The organism is Pseudomonas sp. MIL9 (genome assembly GCF_016887925.1).
Lineage (GTDB): Bacteria > Pseudomonadota > Gammaproteobacteria > Pseudomonadales > Pseudomonadaceae > Aquipseudomonas > Aquipseudomonas mohnii.
Window position 1 is genome coordinate 98,758 of the sequence record NZ_JAFEHE010000004.1, and the last position, 21,856, is coordinate 120,613.

The window sequence follows — 21,856 nt, forward strand, 5'->3', positions numbered from 1 at the left end:
CGTAAGCGGACGAAACCGAACGTCCGATATTGGCCGAAAACAGTTGCTCGTGAACGTCTGCTTTTGGCTGTGGATTCAACCGGTCGATGCAACACAACTAAATTCTGTGTAAGCAGAAGGAGTGTTGGTTCATCTGCGCCCCGCCCCCTTTCGCAGGGAGTCGTTCCAGCGGTCAGTGCTATGACGATCCATCGTCGCGACCGATCGCTTTTATGATGGTTATCTCGTTACCGGCGGGCCCTAGTTCTTCAGGCTAAGGCCTTCCGGCTGCGCGCCCCTATGATGTAAGGCGGGCGATTGAGCGGCTTCAAGGCCTGCCAATTTAAGCGCTTGGCCGTACTCGCTATAGAAATCTTGGAGGCCATACACCACAGACCTGCCACGCGTGACTTCATCGAAGAATTCGTTTGCATCCTCGATCCGCTCCAGTAGCGTGAGAATCTGAGGCACGCTTAAAAAAATCGAGTTGAAGAACGGGCGGTCAGGCTTCTCTTCAATGACATAGCCACGTAGCGCAGCAACAGTTTTACGCCAGTCTTCGAGTCGCTTATTGTCTCTTTCATTGTCCGCATTCACCTCTATGCGGATTGCTGCATCGAGGATTCGCTGCAGGATAGATCGACTCTGGAGACCTCCGAAATCGGTTAGCGAGATAGACGCTTTCTCGATTTCTCTCCCATCAAGAGCCACGGTGCCTTCCTGACCCTGCTTGTCTTTGAGGGTGATCTCTCCGTGCTTGACCAGATGAGTTTCTGCCTTGTACGCCTGTTCATGTGCTTTCATCAGGCTCTGGGCTAGGTCGACGAGAAGGTCTGCACCGCGGCCCGCCATGGCCTTGCGTGTCAGCCCTTTTTTCTTGACCTCGAATATGAATATCCCCTTTGGGGTATCAATCAACGCGTCACATTCGCCTAAAAGCTCGCGGTTATCTGATTGAATATCGCCAGTGTGTACTGGTACGCCCGCCGCACGGATTCGAGTACGAATAAAGTCTTCCAGGATCTCTCCCAGCTTCTGGTCGAGTGCCTTATCAAACACATCGTTAGGTCTGGAGATCATGTTTAGCACAGCGTTCATGGCACCCAGTGCCGTCAGGGAGCGCGGTAGCAACCGGTAACTTTTGCCGCGCTTGAACAATGGTTTGAAGCTTGAGTCAATCTCTGCGCTCGATGGCGGAAAGGACAGTGTCCGATTCGAAACCCCTTCACCAAAAGCCAACACGTCGCTCAAGGCGGTTTCGACTATGTCCTTCCGTAGACCTGAGGCTTTAGCCAGATCATCGGCGGTAACCGATGTTTGGCGCTTTGTGTGCGAGAGATCGATTGCAGCCAGGGCAAGCTTGGTCGCATCCTTCAGCCGTACCCTATAGCTCACGTGTCCGGCATTCACGAATGGTTTGGTCAGCGAGCCGAGGATCAGTTTGGCGTGACGACCACTGATCTGCTGCACCGCAATTAGGTTGTCGTAAAGGACTGTCTCCTGAAGCAGGGACATAAGGCGGTCAGGTCCGAACAGCAGGTTACTCCAGATGCTGTAGGGCTGGATCTCAAATACTGTGATGAGGTCTCTGATCAGGTGAACCAACTGCTCGAAATCATGCTCACTATTAGCGGCCTTTTGGGCTGGCAGGTGCTTTACGCCCAAAGCGATCAGATAGCCCCATGGTACCGCTGGAAAGACTCTGGCTATGCCCGTGGAAACCTTGCGCCCGAATAAGTATCGACCAAAAGGCTGGTGATACAGCGACTCTAGGTTCGAGAAGACCTTCTCCAGAATGCCTTCTCCTCCCACGGCATTCGCCAATCGAGAGATTTCAGTTTCGATGAGCGCGTGAGAGTCTTGAGAAATCCTGACTTCGCAATTTTCTTCGCTGATCTCGACCCCTAAGCGAGAAAGCTTCAAGCAAGCCTGTGATAGTGCATTCTCTTCATCGGAGAATTTCTCGGTTTGTCCTGGGCGAAACCAATGAAGCGAACCCTGTGCTGACAGGACTAATTCGACTAACTGCTCCCAATCCAAAGCAGAGTTTTGTGCTCTTGGACGTTCTTCCCGGGTCGCGTCTCGAATGACGGCTAGGATCGAGAGATAAGGGGCCCTCTTGGCGTTGCCACGCTCATGACGAATGGCAAGGTACTTCCGCAGCGCAATGACGGTCGAGAGAAGTTTCTTCTCGAAGCCTGCAGCAGCCTCGCTGAGCGCTTGATAGGCATCTTCGCTCGACAATTTGGGTAATGAGGCTGAACGGGCTTTGACGCGATCGCATAACTCGATAAATTGCTGGATATCCATATTTTTTTGCCAGAGCCGGCGTCCATCTCGATGACCTAAGGAGGGCCCACATTGTCCATCCTTGAAGTTTCGTTGTCACTTAGCCCCCTAGACCTCGGAGCGCTTCACCTCGAATCAAAGCCCCATCTAGTCGCGCTGACGCGGCTTTGTTTTTTTGCGGGCACCCTGGGTGTAGAGCCAGCTGAGCAACTGAGAGGATGATGCTCAGGTCGTCTGCTACAGTGTCGGTGTCGGCGCTTGACCCTAGGTCAAGTATTCCGTCAACGGCGTTATCGGAGCGGGGCACTTCCCCTGCATAATCCGATGCGCCGTTTTCATATGTGCCTTCCAACTTTCCCAATCCGTGTGGGAAATGTTTGTAGAGCAGATTTGTGGATTCCATGCCCATCCGGTCAGCTATTCCATGAACATCCCGCCACCCATTCCACGCTCATCCGGCCACATTTACCCCAGTCATCACAGCCTCCAGTTCACACGACGTTTGAGTAAAATCGAAAGGCAAGCAATTGTTAATTTTAACCACCTACAAACGCGCCAAAATTACGGGCTAAAAGCCCGTATATATTGGTCGAGAGTGGCCTAGCCCAGTGTCCATCGTCTGTTAAGTTTGGTTAAGCGTCCTTTTCCCCCATCAGAGGGAGGCCATGACGCGGCAATCGTTTCGGTTCAGATGCTTAACGAGGATTCCAACCGCCAGCGTTACGCGTCACGATCCGTGCTGGAATGTAATTTGAGGTTATGACCTTACCAACCCTCATCACTGGTAATTTTTCTTGCCTGACACGGCACAGCAACCAGCAGCATGTATGCCCCTGTGTATGCCTTTAGCCATAGAGGCACGTTAAGCCCAATGATTACTGGGACATTACAGGCCAGTTCAAACGTCCCCGGCCCACCAATTGATCATCTAAAGACGTCCACGGACGTCTTTTTTTGTGCCTGAAATCCAGTAAATACGGGGAGTTTTAGGGCTATTGGGGGCTTTGCAGGGTTTCTGAATTCCAGGCGCTTTGGTATCCCGGACTACCAAATGCTCTTTTCAGGACACCAAAACGGTGCTGGAAGTAGCCCTATGCCTACTAATGCAACCCGCCTCTCCGATCGCCAGCTCGAGGCAGTCAAGGCAACTGGTAAAGACTTCGTTCTCAGCGACGGCGATGGCTTGCAGCTTCGAGTACGCGCAAGCGGCTCAATGATGTGGAATTTCAATTACCGCGAGCCTTGTGCCGCGCCAATGCATCGTCGAAGACCGGCAGCAGTGCCTGGTTGAAGTCGACATTGGCCACCGACAAGCCGCACAGTAAGGCAATGCCCGCCAGAATCAGCGGCGTAAAGTGTGTGTGTGTTGGGCGACATCGGGCGTGGATTCGGCACCGACGCAGACTTCGCTTTGGCGTCCCAGGAATAGAAAGACCACGGCGGCAGTGAACAGCGTGAACATCGCCAGCAGTTGCAACAAGGTGTTGAACCCGGCGGTATAGGCCGAGCGCAGCATCGTCAACGGGATTTGGCTGGCGTCGGTGCTCGCGTGCTGGATATCACCCATTACCAGGCGTTGCGCGATAGTTGAATAGTCAACGGCGGACAGTTTGACCGAGGTACTGATGCTCAGATGGTGTGCGACCAGAGCCGTCAGCACCGCAACAGTGATCGCCAGGGCGACACCCTCGCTGGCCACCCGCGTCGTGTTGAAAATACCAGCGGCCATCCCCGCCCGTTCCTTGGGGATCACGCTGATCGACAAACCATCCATCAAGCCCCAGGGCAGTCCTGTACCGATACCGGTCAGCAGCATGGCCGCGATGATCTGCGCGTGCGTGCCGACCGGGATCGTACTCAGCCAGTAGAGCCCGGCCGCTGCGATCACGAAGCCGATTGCGCAGAGTACGCCCGCCGACAACCAGCGAGTCAGCGACGCGGCAATGATCGGGACAATCAGCATCGGGGCAGAGAGTGCCAACATCATCAGCCCCGCTTCAAAGGCACTGGCCCCTTCTACGCCGATAAACCTAAACGGCAGCAATACGATCAAGACGATGTAGCAATAGCAGGTGCCGATCGGCAGGATCTGTACACCGACAAAGCGCGGAAACAAAAATAGCCCCAGTTCCAGCATCGGATGTTTTGCCCGATTCTCAACAATGATAAACAGCAGCAAAAAGACCGCCGACGTTCCAAGCAGTGCATGGATGACCGGCGAGCCCCAGCCTTGCTCAGGTGCCAGGATCACCGCCGTGGTAAACATGATCAGCAGGCCGGAAAACGTCAGCACGCCGGGCGTATCCAGACGCTGTGCTTGCGGGTCGCGGCTTTCGCGCATTTTCGGCAGGGCAAATATCAAGGAAAGGATGGCGAGCAGGGCCGTGAAAAGGAAAATTGCGCGCCAGCCCAAGTACTCGATCAGCAACCCCGATAACAACGGACCGAAGGCCAGTCCAACCCCGAAAGTAGTGCCCAGAAGGCTGAAAGCACGAGTTCTGGCATGCCCATCAAATTCCTGCGCCAGTGCCGCCGAACCGCTGGCCAGGGCTGCCGCCGCGGCAATGCCTTGCACGCCACGCAACAGGTCCAGCCAGAAAATATCGGGGACCGCCGCCAAAAGGATCGACACCAGTGCAAACAACGCCATGCCGCACATGAACAGTCGCTTGCGTCCGTAGAGGTCAGCGAGGGTGCCGGCGGCCATCAGCAGGCTGCCGAAGCTAAGCATGAAGGCATTGGTGATCCAGGCCAGTTCCGTGGGATGGGCATCAAAGGTTTGACCAATGAACGGCGTGGCCACCGCCCCGCCGGTAAAGCTCATGGGCAATACCAAGGCGGCGAGGCAAATTGCAGCCAATATGGAGTGCCGGCCATGGGCCGGCAGCGGTTCGGTAGCTGAGTTCATTAGGTGATTCCCTGCATATCCATGAAGTATCCGTGCTGTCCAGGCCGAGGCGCGCGATCGTTCGTACACTCTATTTAGGATACAATTGAAGATAAACGGGCTTTTATTCCACTTATAGTGAACCAAAAGGATGTAATCGAGTTGTGGACAGCCTTAGTGGGATGATCTCATTCGTAAAAACCGCCGAAGCGCTCAGTTTCATCAGCGCCGCCAAGGCGTTGGGGATTTCTGCCTCGGCCGTAGGCAAAAACGTCGCCAAACTTGAGGCTTCGCTGAATGTGCGGTTATTGCACCGCAGCACCCGCAAAGTCAGCTTGACTGCGGAGGGACAGTTGTTCTATGAACGCTGCCGCAAGATCCTCGACGATCTTCAAGATGCCCGGGCGATGCTTTCCCATGCCACACAGGAACCCCGTGGAAAGTTACGCGTCAGCTTGCCCACCATCGGTTATCGCTTTCTCTTGCCCCATATGGCGCGGTTCCGCAAAACCTATCCGGAGATTGAGCTGGAACTGGACTTCAACGACCAGTTGGTGGATGTGATCGATGAAGGCTTTGACGTAGTAATTCGCAGCGGCGGCCAGGCCGACTCCAAGCTGATGGCCCAAAAGTTGGGGCCTTTTAAGTTTGTCCTGTGCGCATCGCCTGACTATCTGCGGCGTAAGGGACGGCCCGTCACTATCAGTGACCTCGAGCATCACGAGTGCTTGCGTTACCGATTTGTCACGACGGGTAAAATAATGGACTGGAGTATGTCTTCGGCCCCCCAGTTGACGCAGTTGCGCCTGCCAACCGCTCTGACATTGAACAATATGGAAGCCATGCTGATGGCCGTGGTGGATGGGCACGGTATCGCATTTGTCCCGGACTTCCTGGCCCGCGAAGCTATCGCCCAAGGGCGCCTGGAAACGGTGCTCGACGGTCACAGCGAAGACCAAGGGCAGTTCTGGGCATTTTGGCCGTCCAGTCGCCATCTTTCACCGAAAATCCGCGTATTCGTGGACTTTGCCGCCGAGCATCTATTTGCCACTCCCTCCGTAGATAGCCCAGATGCAACGCGCCCATGAAGCACTGTCGCGACCGCGCCGTCCTTATTTGACGGACAATCTGCCCGCCTAAGCCTTTGCAACCGAGGTATTAGCCAAAGAAATTCACGTCCTCCTGTTTCACAAGAAGACTGGGTCTTCCCGAGCGCGAACTCCTGCGGAAATCATCAGGACGATGGCAGGGACAATCACCACACTGGCCGATAGCATCGCCCCCTTGAACCCGGCCATATTCAGCGCCCCACCGCCGATAATCACACCCAGCCCGATCGCGCTATTCAGTACAGCTGTATGGATTGCCGTGGCCGGTACGGTGTGATCACCGGCAATCCTCAAGACCCAGGTCTGCAGGCCGGTAAACAAAGCGGAAATGGCCACACCCCAGATCACCAGCAAGATAACCACCGGCGCGATCCCCAGAAGAGGACCGTAAATGCCCAAGGTCACCAAGGCCAATGCCATCGCAATCAACGCTATCAGAATGAAAGCGCTCAAGTAGCGATCAATAAAGAGCGCACTCAGCAGATTGCCCAGGAAACCTGCGGCCCCGAAAGCGAACAGCAAGACAGCAATCAAGTACGCCGTAATCCCAGGTACTTGGCCAATAAACGGTTCGACGAAAGTGTAGGCACCAAAATGCGCAGCCGCTGTCAGCCCGGTGATGACGTAAGTGATCAACAGATCCTTACGCCGCAGTACTGCTGCAAACCCTATACCCTTGGTGAGCGAAGGAATCTGCGTGGAGGGAAGCACCAGTGCTATCGCACCGGCGCCGACGACACACATCAACGCCAGGCAAACAAAGGCCGTGCGCCAGCCATCGTATTGGCCCACCAGATTGATCAACGGAACGCCCATGACCGTGGCGATCGTTATGCCGCCCAACACGATCGAGGTGGCTAGCCCCATGCGATGCACAGGCACAATATGTGCGGCAGTGGCGGCCACGATTGCCCAGAACACGCCATGGGCCAATGCGCCGACGGCGCGGGCGCCGAGCAGCGTCGAAAATTCGGGGGATAACGCCGCCAGGCCGTTGGATACGGCCAGTATCAGCATCAACGCTATCAGCAGCGTCTTGCGGGGAATCCAGCGGTTCAGCCAGTTGGATAACAAGCCGCTGGCAGCCCCGATCCATGCGTACAACGTCACCGTCAGTCCGACGGTAGACGGGGTTTGACCCAGGTCGGATGATATCTGCGACAACAAACCAATGGGGGCGAACTCGGACGTCACCATCGTGAACGAGGCCATACACAGCACACTGACTGCACACCATATCCGCAAGGCTGAGCTGACCATCGGTAATGTCCATCCCTGTCCACTGCTGAGTCATCGTGAACCCACTCGCGTCGCCGGCGCTGCACGGGGGGGTCGACACCTTCTACGTTAGATATCCACGGACACATCATACGCGGCGAGCCAGCTGTTCATGCCCACCACCCGCTCCATGCCCAGCGTGTCCTTGACTCGGCCCAGGTCCAATAGTTGGCTTCGGGTCCGCTGCGATATCGGACATGGCCGAGCTCAGTCCTTTTCGTAGGCTGGATCCTGGGTTGCCGGATAAGGGATCTTAATACGCAGTACGAAGGGAATTGTCATCGCGCTGGTTGCTAACCGGGACGGGTAATCTTACCTGCACGCACATGCAGGGCGTGTTCGTGTGAGTAATTACACCAATAGACTCATTTTTTCACTCATTCCGACGCGGATGCCTCCTCTGAGTCCGGCTTCTATTTGTCGAAAAGTACCAGTTTCCTTCTTTCGATTGGAACCGATAAGACGATGCTGGTGCGTGTTTCGCCATAGTTATTAACCTTCCCGATAATGCTTTCAAGGTCTGCCATCGACCTGGCATAGATCCTGATAAGGTACGAGTCATCACCTGTGACATGTAGGCACTCAACGACTTCAGGTATGTCGTTGAGGGTTGCGATCAGCTTAGTTTTTGATGGTTTAAAGGTAGTCATGCCGACAACAGCCGATATGCCAAACCCGAGCTTCGCCGGATCAACCTGAGCACCATAGCCAGAAATGACTCCGGCATCTTCGAGCTTCCGCAGCCGGTCCGTTGTGGCTGGGATGGAAAGACCCACGTGTTTTGACAATTCGGTAATGGAGATTCGCCCCGAATCTTGCACCACGCTCAAGATTTTTATGTCTATACGATCCATGAAGGCGCTCCCTGAAAAAGGTGAGTACTCTAATGAAAGCCATATATCATCAACTAAAAAATAATGCATCAAAAAGCAGTAAGCGCCCTCCTATTTCAGCCCATAAAGTTCCGCATACAAAAAACAGACCATAAACAGCGTTACTGCTTGAGCACAGTACATCCAGACCCACCTCACAAAGCGAGCATATATCAATAAAATATACCCCCGACTCGTCCTTAGTGACTACCGAGATCATGGATGATTTCAAGGAAAACTACGGAAACCTCACGCAAAACTTATACTAATGCGGCAAGCATGATACCGACTATCACTTGATACACACCAAGGACAGTTATAACGGAGCCGGAAACGTAGTTTATTAGTTTGAGCTTCGACTTGGATATCCGGGTCTTGAATGCGGAGGAAAAACCGCTTAATCCAAGCCACCAAAATGCGGACCCCAAAAATATACCGGCCACCATCGGCCACACTAAGTGTTGGCTGCCTTGATCGCTTGCCATGCCATCACTCATTGAAGCGAATATCGCGATGAACGGTAAAATGGTCATTGGGTTTGATAATGTCAAAAGCAGTGTTGTCGAATAGGCCTTCATCATACCGGCCCTCTCGCCTGCCAAGGTGGCTGTAGTCTCTTTCGACTTTATCGTCTGATAGCCAATGTACGCAAGAAAGAGCCCTCCAAAAATGCATAACCATGGTTTAAAGGTAATCAGCGTTGTGATGATTGCTGTGATTCCTAGGGCGCCTATAAACCCGTACATTGCGTCGGCGGTTGCGGCCCCTAATCCTGTTGCAAAACCTGACCTCCAGCCTCGCATAAGGCTCCGCTGTATACATAAAAGGCCTATTGGGCCGACTGGGGCTGCTATGCACAGCCCGACAACCATTGATTTCATAAAGATCAACATAAGCCCCTCCATAATTGAGCTTATAGATTAGATGCAGGGGCGTTCCTCGATAAATTAAATATTCAGGTTTTAAAATTAACGAGCATATATTTTTAAGGCAACACCCAGATTCAACCTTATTTAATAAGGCAAGAATGAAAACCTGTTAGCAAATAGCGAAATCACTCACTTATCGGGATTCAATTGACGCCCCCGCCGCGATAGATCTGCCGCCCCCTCGACGAGAGTGTCAAAAAAGAACTTAAGATCGGTGTATCTATTCTTGGAGCTCCCTCGGCTGGATAAACACTGCCTGGGATGGTCTGAAGGAGCCGGATATTTTCCGGCTATCGAGCCGCCAGCACTTTTCAAAAACGGTAAACGTCGAACATTGATCGATCTTCTTCAGTTTTCAGCCGGTTCGACAGTGCGAACAACGTCACCATCTGCACAGTGTTCTTCGCCAAACCCCGAAAACGTACTTTTTCATAACCAAACTGGCGCTTTATCACCCGATAACGGATGCTTGACCTTGGCGCGAACCTGAGACTTGGCCTTCTCGATCTTGCGGATCGCTTTGTACAAAGCACTGCGTTTTCCGTGCTTTTTGTACGTGCTGCGCCGGACCGCAACCTGCCAAATAACCTCGCGCCCAGCGTGCTCTGCGCGCTTCTCGACGCCTGTATAACCCGCGTCGGCGCAGACTACGTTTTCCTCGCCACGCAGCAGTTTGTCGAGCTGAGTGACGTCCGCAGCATTGGCCGCCGCGACCACCACGCTATGGACCTGGCCTGACTCGTCGTCGAGACCGATGTGGGCCTTGGCACCGAAATAGTATTGGTTGCCTTTCTTGGCCTGATGCATTTCCGGGTCGCGTATTCCGTCCTTGTTTTTATAGGCCGCACGATTGCCTTCACCCTTTGGACAGTGCGGTTCGATCAGCACGATCAAACCCTTCCAGGGCACCACTTGATCCATCTCGATCAGGAACAATTCCTTGCAGGTCTGCTTACGCTTGCCGGCGTACTCCGCGTCGGCGACAGTAATCTGTTTCATCATTGAAAAACTCGGTGACTGGTGTTCAGTGACGTTGCCAAATCAGGAAGTCTTTTTCAGAGTTTCTGTGGGTTCTTCGGCGGTGTTGATCGCCAACCGCGAATTAGAGTTCAACGATAAGTAACCGGCGGCAATTACCACTGGGAACGGACTGGCCCAGGGTGGACCGGTATCGTAGGATAAGTGCCTCGTCACGAGGAGAGTCATGGATGAGCGCTACCGACCCCCAATCGTTTTCCCTGGCGTTGCGCTCTTATTCAGGTGAGGTAGAGCTTCACGAACATGACTTCCATCAAATAGTCCTTCCTCAGTCCGGCTCAATGGAAATTGAGGTCGACGGACAAGGTGGTCAAGTCGATGCGAGTCAGGGTGTGGTGATCGCCGCCGGCGCTCGACATACGTTCCTTGCCAACACCTATAACAGTTTTCTGGTGCTGGACGTGTTGACCCACCGTGCCGAGGAGCAGAAAAGCCCCGCGTTACTCGATCCACTCAATGACACACGCTTTTTTGCAGTCAGGCCCGATATCCGTCATTTGCTCGATTACGCAAGCTGCAACGGAGCACGCTTGATCAGTTCACCCGCGATGGCCGAGTCATGGAGTCGGTTGCTGCTCTGCTCTTTACTAAAGCCCGACATTGCGCCGAACGACCTTGGGCAGCTCATCCTCGCGAGGGCGTTGGCCTATATTGAGCAGCACCTGAGTACGCCAATGACCGTGCGTGACATCTCCCGTAATGCGGGCACCAGCGAGCGGCGCTTGTATGTGCTATTTGGGCAGCACCTGAAAACAACCCCGTTTTCTCATATAGCGAACTTGCGCCTGAATCTGGCCATCGACCTGCTGCGCCAAACGCCTTTGTCGATCATTGATATTGCGCATCGCGCCGGTTACGCCGACCAGAGTGCGTTAACCCATGCCCTGAAGAAAGCCCGCAATCTGACTCCGGCCCTTGTGCGTAAACGAGTGCGAGACCACTGAAAAAATAGCAGTCCCGAACAATTCTTTGGCGGGCTTGATCAATACTCGCTCTCGCAACCTTTCTATTGTTCCCGCTTGAGGATTATCCGCAGACGGGGCTTGCATGAGCACTTCCAACGCATCAAACACCATCGCCAAGACCGCCGCAAGTGCCACCCTGATCGGGGTGATTGCCGTGTTTTTGTGGGCGTGCCTGGCGCTGCTGACGACCTTGACCGCCGGGATCCCGGCCTTTCAGTTGCTGGCTTCAAGCTTCGCGGTCGCGTTCTTGTCCAGCTTGTGCATGCTAGGCCTGCGCGGCGCTGCAGGGTTCAGCAGCTGGCGCCAGCCTTGGTATGTGTGGGCAACGGGTTTTGTCGGCATCTTCGTCTATCACGCCTTGTATTTCTTTGCCCTGAAGGCCGCGCCTGCGGCTGAAGCCAGCCTTATTGCCTACCTATGGCCGCTGCTGATCGTTCTGCTGTCGAGTTTTGCTACCGGCGAGTCATTGCGCAAGCGCCAACTGCTGGGCGCCTTGCTCGGCCTTGCCGGGACGGCTTTCATCATGCAGCAGCGGGCCCAGAGTGAAAGCACGTCGATGCCGATCATCGGTTACGCCGCAGCCTTTGCCTGTGCTTGGGTCTGGTCGATCTATTCGGTCGTCAACCGGCGTTTCAGCGATGTACCGAGCAGCATCATCGGTGGCATTTGCGGCCAGGTGGCAGTGGCCGGATTGCTCTGCCACTTGGCTTTCGAAACCACGGTGCGGCCTGACACGGGCCAGTGGGCGGCAATCATTGCCCTGGGGCTGGGCCCGGTAGGTCTGGCTTTTTTCGCCTGGGATCACGCGACCAAGCACGGAAATCTGGCGATGCTTGGCGCCCTGTCTTATCTGGCGCCGCTGTTCTCCACGCTGCTGCTGATTGCGGTGGGGCAAAGCGACGCCAAGCCGATCCTGATGATTCCTGCGGTGCTGATCATTACGGGGGCTGTCATTGCCACTTCACGCTCACGCAATACCTCACGGTGATCTCGAACATTAAGGAGACAGGAAAATGAACTTGATAGCGTCGCAGGGAACCATGAGGATCGAGAGCAACGGGCCGAGTTTTTCGGTCGCTCCCACGCGGCCCGTACTCAGTCATCTCGGACAGCCATCGTTGCTGAACAGCCGTATCGGCATCCGCCGTCGCGCCAATGGCGAGGCGCCGCGTGTCTTGCTGTTCGTCCCGCCATACACACGCCTGATCGAGCCCATGCCACACGACAGCGCATTTGCCCGCATCGGGATTGACACTTTCAAAGTCATGAAACGTGCCGGTACGCCTATCGGCCTGTTGCGAATTGCCACGGTGGCCCGACGTGCCGGTTATGACGTGCAGATTGTCGATTCGCCCTTTGCCGGCTGGTCCCAGGAACACAGTCTGGTCAAGGTCGACCAAGGGCATTTGATTCGCTACGGCCTGACCGATACGCAGATGCGCGAGATCATCGAAACCGCGCAGCCCGATATTGTCGGCATCCAATGCCACTACACCGTGCAATGGGGCAATGCATGGGGGCTTATCAGCTCTGATTCATGGCTCTGAAGGCACCACCGCCTTGAATGATCATGACCGTTCAAGCGTCGCTGCGCTGAGTCCGACCGTCCGGGCCGTACAATTTGTTGCCGACGATACTGTTGAAAAAGCTGAGGATGCGCTGGTTACATGCCATGCGCTGGCTGAGCACCCCTCCGTTCGAGGCATTGATCTCCCTGGCCCGAAGCGCCAACGCCTGCAACTGCCGCCAGGTCGCCAGGCAATCGGCGTCTTGAGCCGCTTTGAGCGCCCCTTTGCGACCAGGGCCATAGCCGAGCTTCAACTGCGCTCCGTAACGGATCGCCTCCAACTGTTCCAGCTTCTGCAACGCCGCCTGTTTGCACGCTGTCAGCTCTCTCAGCTTTTCGCCGTCAACCCTGGCCTGAGCCAGGGCCCGACGCTCCCGCTCCAAGAGTTCGACCAACTGCACGATGGCCTGCTGCTGCAACTCCAAATGTTTAGTCAGGCTCATAGGTATCTGAAGCTCATCGGTTTCGGCCTTTCGTATCGCTCATTCCGAGTCGCTGCCGAGGGTTTCTCGGACACTCGACACCAAACCTTCATAGATGGATTCCGAGCTGATCTGAAAGGTGCCGCTATCGATGGACTGACGCAAGGCTGCGACTTTTTCCATATCAACATCCGATGCACTTTCAATATCCGCAATGGCGCCGATGCTTGAGACCTGCGCGCCATCATCGAACGTCGTTTCCAGCGTCTGCAGCTCGATTCGCTGCGAACTGGTGCCGGCCACTTTGCTGTCAGTTGGCGGAAGGGTATTGGTCAGGTTAGCGCTTATGATTTTCACGTTAGAGGCTTCATTGGCTGTTGTTGGGTCACTATCGGCAATCGAAAAGGCAAACTTTGACCAGTGATCGGAATTCGACAAAAAAATTAATAACGCAGTAACAATTCATTCTGGCCAACGACTTGCGCGTTCAGCAACTTGCCGTCACTGCTCAACACCCGGACACTGCTCCCCAGGCTGCCATTGTCCAGCGCCTTGCCATCGCGACTGATCGTGAAGCCCTCACCTTGAGCCTGTAGCATGACCCGCTGATTGCGCTCCACCAGCCAACGCTCGCGGAAATTGTTCAGCGCCAAGGCCGCGCCCCGGCTGAAACTGCGGCTGGCCTGACGACCAATGACTTGCTCTGGCTTGAGTACGCTGCCTTTGGGCAAACGCCCCAATGGCCCACGCTTGATTTCCAGCATGCTGGCTTTGATGACGTCACCCGCCGCAATCCTCTGACGACTGACCACATAATCACCGACAACACCCACGCTGACCTGCAGATAGCCAGCCACCCCCTCCTCACCCTCACAACGCACGCCTACCGCCACGCGGCCGAACGCGTTCTGTTCAGGATGCACCAGATACGGCTGAGGACTTTCGCACGCCGATATCCGTGCGGCCGGCTGACCGATGTCGATCTGCAACTGTTGGATGCGAGGCGGCAATCGCAACGCAATCAAATGACGCACCTTATCTTGCAGCACATCCGGCTGAGCCACGGCGATGCCGCTCTGCAGCAAGCACATCAGAGCCCATCCGCCGAACCGCGAATGATGCCGGAAAAACCCTGTCATCGAGCCAATCCTCAGAGATAGCCAGCGGTGAATTTTAGGCTCCCCGGCGACGAGGCAAGGCCAGAATTGGTCGCCAAATAGCGGCCTGTTTCGGCCTTTGCCTCGACGACCTTGGGACTAATCTGCGAGCCGTTCAATTATTTGAAGCACAGGTCCGCAGACATGATCGACAAGCTCGACAACGAGCTGCGCTTCCAGCAGGACGCAATGAGCTTGCGGGCTGAGCGCCAGCAGGTATTGGCCAACAACATTGCCAACGCCGACACCCCCAACTTCCGGGCGCGTGACTTTGATTTCTCCGCCGAACTGGCCAGCTCCCTGCAGAACGGGCGTGGCAACGAGCGCGGCATGACGCTGGCGACCACCTCGGATCGCCATCTTCACGCTGCCTCCGACAGCCTGTCGAACCGTGCCCTGCTCTATCGCGTGCCAGACCAACCGAGCCTCGATGGCAACACCGTGGACATGGATCGCGAGCGTGCGCAGTTCACCGATAACGCCGTCCGGTATCAGGCGAGTCTGACGTTTCTGAGCAACCGGTTGCAGTCGCTCAAGACAGCCATGCAGTCCGAATAACGCAGGGAAAAACACTATGTCGATGTTCAGCATTTTCGATATCGCCGGTTCCGCGCTCAGCGCCCAGTCCCAGCGCATGAACGTAACCGCCAGTAACCTGGCCAATGCCGACACCACCAGTGGCCCGGATAACGAGGCCTATCGCGCACGGCAGGTGGTCTTCGAGTCGCAATACCCGAGCGGCAGCCGCATTGGGGGGGTACGGGTCAGCCAAGTGGTCGAAGACGGTTCTCCCATGCGTCAGGAATACCGGCCCGGTGACCCGCTGGCCAACGAGGATGGCTACGTGACCATGCCCAACGTCGAGCCCGTGGGCGAAATGGTCAACATGATCTCCGCTTCGCGCTCCTACCAGGCCAACGTCGAAGTCATGTCCACCAGCAAAGAAATGATGCTGAAAACGTTGACTTTAGGTGAGGCGTAAACGATGGCTAGCACGATTTCCAGCTCGGTCCTTTCGACCATGAACAGCAGCACTACCACCGCTGAAAGCACCGCTTCGGCATCGGATGAACTGCAAGATCAGTTTCTGACGCTACTGACGACCGAACTGCAGAACCAGGATCCGACCGATCCGATGGACAACAGCGAAATGGTCACGCAGTTGGCACAGATCAGCACCATCAGCAGCATCGAGGATGTGACCACCACGCTGGAAGGCATCTCCAGCCAGATCAGCGCCAGCGAGACCCTGCAAGCCTCGGCGCTGGTCGGCAACGGCGTATTGGTCGACGGCAACACCATCCAGGTCGCCAGCGGTGCAGCCACCACCTTCGGCGTCACCCTGGCCAGTGATGCAGACAGCGTCACCGTCACCATCAAAGACAGCAGCGGCACGGTGGTTCGCACCCTGGATGAAGGCGACATGAGCGCCGGGACCCAAGCCTTGTCCTGGGATGGTTTACAGGACGACGGCACGACCGCAGCCGATGGCGCTTACACCTTCTCTGTGGCCGCCACCGCCGACGACGCAGCCGTCACAACCACAGCGCTGAAATACGCACTGGTAACCGGCGTGACCACCGACAGCAGCAACGAAGTCGCGCTGGATCTGGGGGGGGTCAACGAAAACGTCGGGCTAAGCGATATCAGCCTGGTGCTTTGACCGCAAACGCACCATCCACTCACACCCGGCAATCCTTCGCAGTCACCAAGACTGCTCAGTCATCGTTCGCATTCCAGGAGAAATACCATGGCTTTTTCCCAAGCGCTTAGTGGTCTGGCTGCTGCTTCCACCGACCTCAACGTCGTCAGCAACAACATTTCCAACTCCCAGACCGTGGGTTTCAAAAGCTCGACGACTCAGTTCGCCGACGTGTATGCCGATGCGGATGTCGGGTTGGGCACCTCGGTTTCCGGCGTGGTTCAGAACTTCGCATCCGGCAGTCTGACGACGACCGATAACGAGCTGGATCTCGCCATCAACGGTGAGGGTTTCTTCACGTTCACCGACGGCACGCAAACCGTGTACTCGCGTAACGGCCAGTTGACCCTGACTGCCGATGGTTATCTGGAAAACGCCGCAGGCGACAAATTGCTGGGGGCCAAGGGGGTCATCCAGATCCCGACCACGGGCATGCAAGCCAGCGCCAGCACCGATCTGGATGCCGAGCTGAACCTGGACGCCAGTGAAGACATCATTACCGATACCTTCGACCAGACGGACTCCTCGACTTACTCCTACTCAACGACCGCGACCCTCTACGACTCCCTGGGCACCAGCCACACCAGCACGCTGTATTTCAGCAAAACCGCCGAGAACACCTGGGATGTCCATACCGCGATCGATGGCAACCTGCTGACCGAGACGCAGACCGTGGCGTTCAGCTCCAGCGGCCTGATCACCAGCGGAGAGACCGGCACCTACACCTATGACCCTGACAACGGTGCCGCGGACATGACCATCGCATTGGATCTGACGGGCACGACACAGTTCGGTAACGACTCCGAGGTGTCCGACATTTCTCAGAATGGCTACACCTCGGGCAGCCTGGTGAGTTTCACCATCGACGATACCGGAACGGTCATTGCCACCTATTCCAACGACCAGACGCAGAGCATCGACCAGATTCAGCTGGCCACGTTCAGCAATGAAAACGGCCTGAAATCCAACGGTGACAACACCTGGCTTGCCACCTCCGAATCCGGCCAGGCCTTACTGGGTGTTGCCAGCAGCGGTTCTCTGGGCTCGATCCTGAGTGGCACGACCGAGGACTCCAACGTCGACCTGACCTCCGAACTGGTGAACCTGATCATTGCCCAGCGCAACTTCCAGGCGAATGCCAAGTCGGTGACGGCGCAAAGCGAAGTGCTTCAGCAAGCCGTAAACATCGGTTCTTAACCCATGGACCGCATGCTTTTCACGGCGATGAGCGGGGCCAATCAGGCGCTCGAGCAGCAAGCCGTCGTAGCCAACAACCTGGCCAACATCGTGACTCCGGGCTTTCGTTCGCAACTGGTCGAAATGCAGTCCTCGCCAGTCATGGGCGAGGGCTTGCCCACACGGGTTTCGGTCGCAGCCAACGGCGTGGGTGTCGACTGGACCGAAGGGCCGATCACCCATACCGACCGGGCGCTGGATGTCGCGCTCGGCGAAAACGGCATGTTGGCGGTGCAGACCGCAGACGGCAAAGAGGCCTATACCCGGCGAGGTGATTTGCAGGTCGATGGCACCGGCGCAATGACCGTGGGTGGGCGCCCGGTCATCGGTGACGGGGGACCGATCACCGTGCCGCTGGGCAGCGAAGTCACGTTGGGCAGCGATGGCACGATCAGCGTCCGTGAACTGGGCATGGAGCCCCGTGGCCTGAGTCCGGTCGGTCGACTGAAGATGGTGTCGGCCTTGCCCGGCACGCTGCAGGCCGGCACCGACGGGCTATTCCGGCCACAGCCCAATGCCAGCGGCACCGTGCAGCCACTGCCTGCCGACGAAAACATGCGGGTGACACCCGGAGCACTGGAGGGCAGCAACGTCAGCCCGACCAACGCCATGGTCGCGATGATCGACAACTCGCGACGCTATGACATGCAGATGAAAGCCATCAGTACCGCCGACGAAAACGCCAAGACCGCCAATAGCCTGCTCTCCCTGCAGGGCTGACCTCACGGTTGAATGAATAAGGAACCGATCGATGATCAGATCACTGTGGACGGCCAAAACCGGCCTGGAAGCCCAGCAGGGCCAAATGGACGTGATTGCCAACAACCTGGCCAACGTCAGCACCAATGGCTTCAAACGGTCGCGGGCGGTATTTGAAGATCTGGTGTATCAGAACGTGCGCCAGCCGGGCGCGCAAAGCAGCACCGATACCCGACTGCCATCTGGCTTGCAGGTCGGCACAGGGGTGCGTGAAGTCGCCACTGAACGCCTGCATACCCAAGGCAATCTGGAAGAGACCAGCAACTCCAAGGATCTGGCGATCAATGGCCTGGGTTTTTTCCAGGTGGACATGCCGGACGGCACCACCGCCTATACCCGTGACGGCAGCTTCCAGCTCGACTCGAACGGCGAGATGGTCACTTCCAACGGCTACAAGCTATCGGCAGGGGTCACCATTCCGGCCAACGCCACGGCCATCTCGATCAGTACCGACGGCATCGTTTCGGTGACCCAGCCCAGTAGCGCCACTTCGACCCAGGTTGGCCAACTGAACCTGGCGCTGTTCATCAACCCGGCAGGCCTGCAAAGCATCGGTCAGAACCTCTACCTGGAAACTGACGCCTCGGGCTCTCCGACCGAAACCACACCGGGCCTCAACGGCGGCGGAACGCTGTCCCAGGGTTACGTCGAAACCTCCAACGTCAACGTGGTGGAGGAAATGGTAAGCATGATCCAGACCCAGCGCGCTTACGAAATCAACAGTAAGGCGGTCGAGAGCTCGGACGAAATGCTTCAGCGTCTGACCCAGCTCTGACCGCTATGTTCGAGACACACAAAATGGCTCACAAGCCCTCATCGGCATGGCCGCTGTCCGTGGCACTGGCCGGCATGCTGGCGACCGCAGGCTGCGATCAACTGCCCCACAAGCCCGTCGTGCCTGACGAGGATATGCAGGTGCCGGCCCTGCCGGCTCGCCTGGCCAACGGCTCGATCTACCAGAGCAGCCGTGGATCGCAGCCCCTGTTCGAGGATCGGCGTCCGCGGATGGTCGGCGACACGCTGACCATCGAACTGGAAGAACAAGTCAGTGCCAGCAAGACCTCTTCCTCCAACGCCAACCGTGCCGGCTCCATGGGGTTGAGTCTGGCGACCACCTCCAGTCGTGCGTCCCAGGTCGACAATTTTGGGCTGGATGCCTCGACGACCCACGACTTCAGTGGCGGCGGCGGCTCCCAGGCGAGAAATTCCTTCACCGGCACAATTTCCGTGACGGTCATGCAGGTGATGCCCAATGGCAACCTGCGGGTGCGCGGCGACAAGCAGATTGCAATCAACCAGGGCACCGAATTCATACGTTTCTCTGGCGTGGTCAATCCCAGAACCATCACCGGAGAAAACACGGTGTCGTCGATCCAGGTCTCACAGGCCCGGATCGAGTACGTCGGTGATGGCTACATCAACGAAGCACAGCGCATGGGCTGGCTCCATCGCATCCTCCTTAATGTGTCTCCTTTCTGAGTACGGGAACCATGGCTGACTCTGTATTCATTCAATCTCTTTTGCGCGCAGCCAAATCCGCAGCTCAAGCGCTCTGCACCCTGTTGTGCGCCGGCACGTTATCGCTCGGCGGCGCGGCACAGGGCGAGCAGATACGCGACATTGCCGATTTTGCCGGGATACGCCCCAACAGCCTGGTGGGCTATGGCCTGGTGGTCGGCCTGGATGGCAGCGGCGACCAGACCACCCAGAGTCCCTTCACCGAACAAGGCCTGACCAACATGCTGTCGCAGCTGGGGGTCACCCTGCCTGCGGACGCCAACATGCAGATGCGCAATATTGCAGCAGTCATCGTGACTGCCAACCTGCCGTCACTCTCGCGCCCGGGGCAGCAGATTGACGTGGTCGTGTCATCGATCGGTAACGCGCGCAGCCTGCGCGGCGGCACCTTGCTGATGACGCCGATGAAAGGGGCCGATGGCGAGGTTTATGCGGTGGCTCAAGGCAACCTGCTGATCGGCGGAGCCGGTGCTTCGGCGAACGGCAGCAGCGTGCAGATCAACCAACTGGCCGGTGGGCGTATCAGTCGCGGCGCCACCGTCGAACGCGCGGTTCCGTTGCGCCTGAGCAGCGACAACGGCTTGCTCAGTCTCTACATGCATGAGCCTGACTCCGCCACGGCCCAGCGTGTCGTCTATGCCATCAATTCCGAAATGCACCGTACGGTGGCGTCGGCCATGGATGGCGGGATGATCGAGATTCAGGGGCCGCTGTCACCCAATGAACGAGTCAACTTCATGGCCCGCATCGAGAGTATCGAGGTATTGCCAATCCAGACCCGTCCCAAGGTGATTCTTGATTCGCGCACCGGCTCTATCGTGCTCAACAGCTCGGTGAAGCTGTATCGCGCCGCAGTCGCGCACGGCAATCTCTCGGTCGTCATCGACACCACCAACACCGTCAGCCAACCCGGCGCCCTCAGTGGCGGCCAGACAGCCGTGACTTCCCAAAGCAATATCTCCATCGAATCCCAGGGTGGTTCGCTGCACTTGCTTGAAGGCACAGCGAATTTGATGGACGTGATCAAGGGATTGAACGCGTTGGGGGCTACGCCGCAAGACCTGATGGTCATTCTGCAGGCACTCAAGGCCGCCGGTTCCCTACGTGCCGAACTCGAGATCATCTGATGAACAGTACTGGCAGCACCGATGGCTTTGCCCTTGATGTCCAGGGCCTGGAGCAACTCAAGCGACGCTCGCATCAGGACGCCAGCGGGGGGCTGAAAGAGGCCAGCAAACAGTTTGAAGCCCTGTTCCTGCAGATGATGCTCAAAAGTATGCGAGGCGCGATTCCGAAATCGGAAATGTCCAGTGACTCGCAGACCGAGATGTACACCGAAATGCTCGATCAGCAGTGGGCGCAGAGCCTGTCGGGAAAAGGCATCGGCCTGGCCGAGCAACTGACCCGACAGCTCAGCGGTCATTCCGCCATCTACAGCGATGCCAACACCGACATCGATGCGCAAGCGGCCCTGTTCCTCGATCTGCCGCCGTCACGCCCGACCGGCACCACGTCGCCCTTTGCGAACACGGCGTATCAGACTCAAGCGTTTGAAGCCTGGAAACGCCGCGAAGTCAGCGGCGCGCAAAACGAACAACCCGAGCATGTGCTGGCGTTCGTTTCACGCTTGAACGAACCGGCGCAAAAAGCCGCACTCAGCAGTGGCGTGCCAGCCGAGCTGATCCTTGCCCAGGCAGCACTGGAAACCGATTGGGGACGACGCCAGATCACCACCCCGAATGGGGCCGACAGCCACAACCTGTTCGGGATCAAGGCCGGCAGCCAATGGCAAGGCGCGACAACGCAGGTCATGACCACTGAATACGCTGAAGGTGAGGCGCAAAAACAGGTGGAGCGCTTCCGCGTTTACCCGACCGATGAGGCGGCCTTCAACGATTACGCCCGATTGATTCGCACCCGCCCCGGTTACGCCGCCGTGCGCAACGCCACCGACGCGCCACAGGCGGCCATCGCGTTGCAACAGGGGGGGTACGCCACCGACCCGCGATACGCCCAAAAACTGATTTCAGTCATGGCCACCATCGGCCCGCTGCGACCTGTCCCTACCGTGGCGCAACTGGAAAAGTGACGGACAACCCAATGCCGAGCGCCCCGATCGCGCCAGTCATGGACCTGTCGACAAAAGATT

At 56.8% G+C, this 21,856-nt stretch carries 21 protein-coding genes and 2 pseudogenes; 14 read left to right on the forward strand and 9 right to left on the reverse strand.

Features of this window, described 5'->3' with window-relative positions; genetic code table 11:
* Positions 1-240: 240 nt before the first annotated feature.
* The gene (locus tag JQF37_RS04945; RefSeq protein WP_204149557.1) at positions 241-2,289 is read right to left on the reverse strand and encodes a hypothetical protein; all 2,049 of its coding nucleotides are present in this window, start codon (positions 2,287-2,289) and stop codon (positions 241-243) included.
* A gap of 1,072 nt (positions 2,290-3,361) precedes the next feature.
* On the opposite strand from JQF37_RS04945, the pseudogene JQF37_RS31295 reads away from it, so the two are divergent.
* Positions 3,362-3,538: pseudogene (locus JQF37_RS31295) on the forward strand (Arm DNA-binding domain-containing protein); the annotation flags it as partial.
* A 72-nt stretch (positions 3,539-3,610) separates the two neighbouring features.
* Here JQF37_RS31295 and JQF37_RS04950 read toward each other — a convergent pair.
* A complete protein-coding gene (locus tag JQF37_RS04950; RefSeq protein ID WP_130203893.1) occupies positions 3,611-5,176 on the reverse strand; it encodes an MFS transporter in 1,566 nt (521 codons plus the stop codon).
* Positions 5,177-5,319: 143 nt separating this feature from the next.
* Between JQF37_RS04950 and JQF37_RS04955 the strand changes: the two genes are divergently transcribed.
* Positions 5,320-6,243 carry a LysR family transcriptional regulator gene (locus JQF37_RS04955; RefSeq protein WP_204149558.1) on the forward strand — a complete coding sequence of 308 codons (924 nt, stop codon included), beginning with the start codon at positions 5,320-5,322 and terminating at the stop codon, positions 6,241-6,243.
* A 99-nt stretch (positions 6,244-6,342) separates the two neighbouring features.
* Here the strand turns inward: JQF37_RS04955 and JQF37_RS04960 are convergent, their stop codons facing one another.
* The 4 genes and pseudogenes from JQF37_RS04960 to JQF37_RS04975 form a co-directional block, all read right to left on the reverse strand.
* Complete coding sequence (locus tag JQF37_RS04960) at positions 6,343-7,476, reverse strand: MFS transporter (protein WP_223272613.1); 1,134 nt, start codon at positions 7,474-7,476, stop codon at positions 6,343-6,345.
* Positions 7,477-7,955: 479 nt separating this feature from the next.
* A complete protein-coding gene (locus tag JQF37_RS04965) occupies positions 7,956-8,396 on the reverse strand; it encodes an Lrp/AsnC family transcriptional regulator (RefSeq protein WP_130203891.1) in 441 nt (146 codons plus the stop codon).
* A gap of 278 nt (positions 8,397-8,674) precedes the next feature.
* Complete coding sequence (locus tag JQF37_RS04970; protein WP_130203890.1) at positions 8,675-9,307, reverse strand: LysE family transporter; 633 nt, start codon at positions 9,305-9,307, stop codon at positions 8,675-8,677.
* 347 nt (positions 9,308-9,654) lie between these two features.
* A pseudogene (locus tag JQF37_RS04975) lies at positions 9,655-10,342 on the reverse strand (IS5 family transposase).
* A gap of 209 nt (positions 10,343-10,551) precedes the next feature.
* Between JQF37_RS04975 and JQF37_RS04980 the strand changes: the two are divergent.
* The 3 genes from JQF37_RS04980 to JQF37_RS04990 all read left to right on the forward strand — a co-directional run bounded on the left by JQF37_RS04980 (position 10,552) and on the right by JQF37_RS04990 (position 12,893).
* Positions 10,552-11,325, forward strand: coding sequence for an AraC family transcriptional regulator (locus tag JQF37_RS04980; RefSeq protein ID WP_130203889.1), 774 nt, complete (start codon positions 10,552-10,554; stop codon positions 11,323-11,325).
* A gap of 103 nt (positions 11,326-11,428) precedes the next feature.
* Positions 11,429-12,334 (forward strand): DMT family transporter, encoded by a 906-nt coding sequence (locus JQF37_RS04985; RefSeq protein ID WP_130203888.1) that lies wholly within the window; start codon positions 11,429-11,431, stop codon positions 12,332-12,334.
* A gap of 25 nt (positions 12,335-12,359) precedes the next feature.
* Positions 12,360-12,893: a cobalamin B12-binding domain-containing protein gene (locus JQF37_RS04990; RefSeq protein WP_223272612.1), complete on the forward strand. Its 534-nt coding sequence runs from the start codon at positions 12,360-12,362 to the stop codon at positions 12,891-12,893.
* 31 nt (positions 12,894-12,924) lie between these two features.
* Here the strand turns inward: JQF37_RS04990 and JQF37_RS04995 are convergent, their stop codons facing one another.
* From JQF37_RS04995 to flgA, 3 genes are all read right to left on the reverse strand, one after another.
* On the reverse strand, positions 12,925-13,356 hold the full coding sequence (locus JQF37_RS04995; RefSeq protein ID WP_130203887.1) for a flagellar protein FlgN: 432 nt from the start codon (positions 13,354-13,356) through the stop codon (positions 12,925-12,927).
* A 39-nt stretch (positions 13,357-13,395) separates the two neighbouring features.
* A complete protein-coding gene (locus tag JQF37_RS05000; RefSeq protein ID WP_130203886.1) occupies positions 13,396-13,692 on the reverse strand; it encodes a flagellar biosynthesis anti-sigma factor FlgM in 297 nt (98 codons plus the stop codon).
* 86 nt (positions 13,693-13,778) lie between these two features.
* The gene (gene flgA, locus JQF37_RS05005; protein WP_223272611.1) at positions 13,779-14,426 is read right to left on the reverse strand and encodes a flagellar basal body P-ring formation chaperone FlgA; all 648 of its coding nucleotides are present in this window, start codon (positions 14,424-14,426) and stop codon (positions 13,779-13,781) included.
* A 210-nt stretch (positions 14,427-14,636) separates the two neighbouring features.
* Between flgA and flgB the strand changes: the two genes are divergently transcribed.
* From flgB to flgJ, 9 genes are all read left to right on the forward strand, one after another.
* Entirely contained in the window at positions 14,637-15,050 is a 414-nt protein-coding gene (gene flgB / locus JQF37_RS05010; RefSeq protein ID WP_130203884.1) for a flagellar basal body rod protein FlgB, read from the forward strand.
* A 16-nt stretch (positions 15,051-15,066) separates the two neighbouring features.
* Entirely contained in the window at positions 15,067-15,474 is a 408-nt protein-coding gene (gene flgC / locus JQF37_RS05015) for a flagellar basal body rod protein FlgC (RefSeq protein ID WP_130203883.1), read from the forward strand.
* A 39-nt stretch (positions 15,475-15,513) separates the two neighbouring features.
* The gene (locus tag JQF37_RS05020) at positions 15,514-16,155 is read left to right on the forward strand and encodes a flagellar hook assembly protein FlgD (protein WP_239142509.1); all 642 of its coding nucleotides are present in this window, start codon (positions 15,514-15,516) and stop codon (positions 16,153-16,155) included.
* Between the two features lie 87 nt (positions 16,156-16,242).
* Positions 16,243-17,391 carry a flagellar hook protein FlgE gene (flgE, locus tag JQF37_RS05025; RefSeq protein ID WP_130203881.1) on the forward strand — a complete coding sequence of 383 codons (1,149 nt, stop codon included), beginning with the start codon at positions 16,243-16,245 and terminating at the stop codon, positions 17,389-17,391.
* Between the two features lie 3 nt (positions 17,392-17,394).
* Positions 17,395-18,150 (forward strand): flagellar basal body rod protein FlgF, encoded by a 756-nt coding sequence (locus tag JQF37_RS05030; protein WP_130203880.1) that lies wholly within the window; start codon positions 17,395-17,397, stop codon positions 18,148-18,150.
* A gap of 31 nt (positions 18,151-18,181) precedes the next feature.
* The gene (gene flgG, locus JQF37_RS05035) at positions 18,182-18,964 is read left to right on the forward strand and encodes a flagellar basal-body rod protein FlgG (protein WP_130203879.1); all 783 of its coding nucleotides are present in this window, start codon (positions 18,182-18,184) and stop codon (positions 18,962-18,964) included.
* A 23-nt stretch (positions 18,965-18,987) separates the two neighbouring features.
* A complete protein-coding gene (locus JQF37_RS05040; RefSeq protein ID WP_130203878.1) occupies positions 18,988-19,668 on the forward strand; it encodes a flagellar basal body L-ring protein FlgH in 681 nt (226 codons plus the stop codon).
* A gap of 11 nt (positions 19,669-19,679) precedes the next feature.
* Positions 19,680-20,834 (forward strand): flagellar basal body P-ring protein FlgI, encoded by a 1,155-nt coding sequence (locus JQF37_RS05045; protein ID WP_130203877.1) that lies wholly within the window; start codon positions 19,680-19,682, stop codon positions 20,832-20,834.
* Entirely contained in the window at positions 20,834-21,796 is a 963-nt protein-coding gene (flgJ, locus tag JQF37_RS05050; protein ID WP_130203876.1) for a flagellar assembly peptidoglycan hydrolase FlgJ, read from the forward strand. The genes JQF37_RS05045 and flgJ overlap by 1 nt, the downstream gene beginning before the upstream one ends.
* Positions 21,797-21,856: the final 60 nt, after the last annotated feature.

What these genes read in the sequence shown, in the direction of transcription:
- flgG (WP_130203879.1), top strand. Translation starts at nt 18,182, where the DNA reads ATGATCAGATCACTGTGGACGGCCAAAACCGGCCTGGAAGCCCAGCAG.
- JQF37_RS05045 (WP_130203877.1), top strand. Translation starts at nt 19,680, where the DNA reads ATGGCTGACTCTGTATTCATTCAATCTCTTTTGCGCGCAGCCAAATCC.
- flgB (WP_130203884.1), top strand. Translation starts at nt 14,637, where the DNA reads ATGATCGACAAGCTCGACAACGAGCTGCGCTTCCAGCAGGACGCAATG.
- JQF37_RS04990 (WP_223272612.1), top strand. Translation starts at nt 12,360, where the DNA reads ATGAACTTGATAGCGTCGCAGGGAACCATGAGGATCGAGAGCAACGGG.
- JQF37_RS04970 (WP_130203890.1), bottom strand. Translation starts at nt 9,307, where the DNA reads ATGTTGATCTTTATGAAATCAATGGTTGTCGGGCTGTGCATAGCAGCC.
- JQF37_RS04960 (WP_223272613.1), bottom strand. Translation starts at nt 7,476, where the DNA reads ATGGCCTCGTTCACGATGGTGACGTCCGAGTTCGCCCCCATTGGTTTG.
- flgJ (WP_130203876.1), top strand. Translation starts at nt 20,834, where the DNA reads ATGAACAGTACTGGCAGCACCGATGGCTTTGCCCTTGATGTCCAGGGC.
- JQF37_RS04995 (WP_130203887.1), bottom strand. Translation starts at nt 13,356, where the DNA reads ATGAGCCTGACTAAACATTTGGAGTTGCAGCAGCAGGCCATCGTGCAG.
- JQF37_RS05020 (WP_239142509.1), top strand. Translation starts at nt 15,514, where the DNA reads ATGAACAGCAGCACTACCACCGCTGAAAGCACCGCTTCGGCATCGGAT.
- flgC (WP_130203883.1), top strand. Translation starts at nt 15,067, where the DNA reads ATGTCGATGTTCAGCATTTTCGATATCGCCGGTTCCGCGCTCAGCGCC.
- JQF37_RS04945 (WP_204149557.1), bottom strand. Translation starts at nt 2,289, where the DNA reads ATGGATATCCAGCAATTTATCGAGTTATGCGATCGCGTCAAAGCCCGT.
- JQF37_RS04950 (WP_130203893.1), bottom strand. Translation starts at nt 5,176, where the DNA reads ATGAACTCAGCTACCGAACCGCTGCCGGCCCATGGCCGGCACTCCATA.
- flgA (WP_223272611.1), bottom strand. Translation starts at nt 14,426, where the DNA reads ATGTGCTTGCTGCAGAGCGGCATCGCCGTGGCTCAGCCGGATGTGCTG.
- JQF37_RS04965 (WP_130203891.1), bottom strand. Translation starts at nt 8,396, where the DNA reads ATGGATCGTATAGACATAAAAATCTTGAGCGTGGTGCAAGATTCGGGG.
- JQF37_RS05030 (WP_130203880.1), top strand. Translation starts at nt 17,395, where the DNA reads ATGGACCGCATGCTTTTCACGGCGATGAGCGGGGCCAATCAGGCGCTC.
- flgE (WP_130203881.1), top strand. Translation starts at nt 16,243, where the DNA reads ATGGCTTTTTCCCAAGCGCTTAGTGGTCTGGCTGCTGCTTCCACCGAC.
- JQF37_RS04980 (WP_130203889.1), top strand. Translation starts at nt 10,552, where the DNA reads ATGAGCGCTACCGACCCCCAATCGTTTTCCCTGGCGTTGCGCTCTTAT.
- JQF37_RS04985 (WP_130203888.1), top strand. Translation starts at nt 11,429, where the DNA reads ATGAGCACTTCCAACGCATCAAACACCATCGCCAAGACCGCCGCAAGT.
- JQF37_RS05040 (WP_130203878.1), top strand. Translation starts at nt 18,988, where the DNA reads ATGGCTCACAAGCCCTCATCGGCATGGCCGCTGTCCGTGGCACTGGCC.